Origin of the sequence: Endozoicomonas sp. (assembly GCF_051008435.1) — a bacterium.
Taxonomy (GTDB): domain Bacteria; phylum Pseudomonadota; class Gammaproteobacteria; order Pseudomonadales; family Endozoicomonadaceae; genus Endozoicomonas_A.
Genome location: NZ_JBPCXO010000335.1, coordinates 1 through 1,072, shown reverse-complemented (window position 1 = coordinate 1,072; position 1,072 = coordinate 1). Strand labels below are relative to the sequence as shown.

Here is a 1,072-nt window from a genome sequence, read left to right as displayed (position 1 = left end):
TGGCTCTATCCTTTGCTGTTCTCGGGATCAAAGTCAGTAAGGATAGACAAAAGAAAATGACGGGTATTTCCCATAGGTTGGAGGGCTGCACTGGGCAAAAAGTCGCCGCGAAGCGGCCTACCTTGAGGGAAAGGAAATGCCTGTCTTGGGGAATTATCTGGCCGTGATCCTGATCTGGTCAACGACGCCTCTGGCTATCAAACTCAGCAATGGCAGTTTCAGTGCCTATGCTTCTGTGCTTTCACGAATGCTGCTGGCCTTTTTGTTAACAGCGGTAGCCATTGCCATGATCAAGCATATGGCTGGATTGAAGCGCAAACATTGGCGTCTGTACTGGGTTTCCAGTTTGGGGTTGTTCCCGAATATGCTGCTGGTTTATATGGCGGCCAATTACATTCCGTCAGGATTAATTTCAGTACTGTTTGCTATGGTCCCAATCATTTCCGGCATTCTGGGTGCATGGGTATTGAAAGAGCCTTTTTTCGTGACCCGTAAAATCCTTGCACTGGCTATGGCTGTTTGTGGTTTATTGGTGGTCTTTGCTTCTCAATGGACACTGGGTAAAGAGGCATTCATTGGTATCGGGCTGATGCTGGTTTCGAATCTGGTTTTCAGTATCAGTCAGGTAGGAACCCGTTACCTGCAAAAAGAAACAGGCATTGATGCTTTGGAGCAAACTTTTGGTTCTCTGACGTTTGCATTACCGGGCTTCTTTCTTACCTGGTGGGTGATGGATGGAGGAATGCCAACAGAAGTTTCCGTGCAGAGTGTCTGGGCTGTGATTTATTTAGCAGTGGTTGGATCACTGCTGGGCTTTGTCGCCTACTTTGTGATTCTCAGACGGTTGCCTCTGGCAATGGTTTCTGTGATACCTCTGATTACCCCGGTTCTGGCGCTATGGCTTGGCGCTGCCGTATTGAGTGAAGCGATTACTATGCAGCTGATGCTAGGAGCCTGTCGGACTTAAGACAATTTCGGCCTAAATTCCAGAAAGAACGGCCCAATTATTCGATGAATTCGATTAAATAGGTCAACTATTCTCACGAATCCATCGAATAATTCGACTCGTTCT

General features: G+C 47.3%; 1 protein-coding gene. It reads left to right on the top strand.

All coding sequences use genetic code 11. The annotated features are described in order from the left end of the window. Positions 1-136: 136 nt before the first annotated feature. Positions 137-967: a DMT family transporter gene (locus ACR2PX_RS16950; protein ID WP_434000541.1), complete on the top strand. Its 831-nt coding sequence runs from the start codon at positions 137-139 to the stop codon at positions 965-967. The last annotated feature ends 105 nt before the right edge of the window (positions 968-1,072 follow it).

Excerpts from the sequence above, each read along its gene's own strand:
- ACR2PX_RS16950 (WP_434000541.1), top strand. The coding sequence starts at position 137 with ATGCCTGTCTTGGGGAATTATCTGGCCGTGATCCTGATCTGGTCAACG.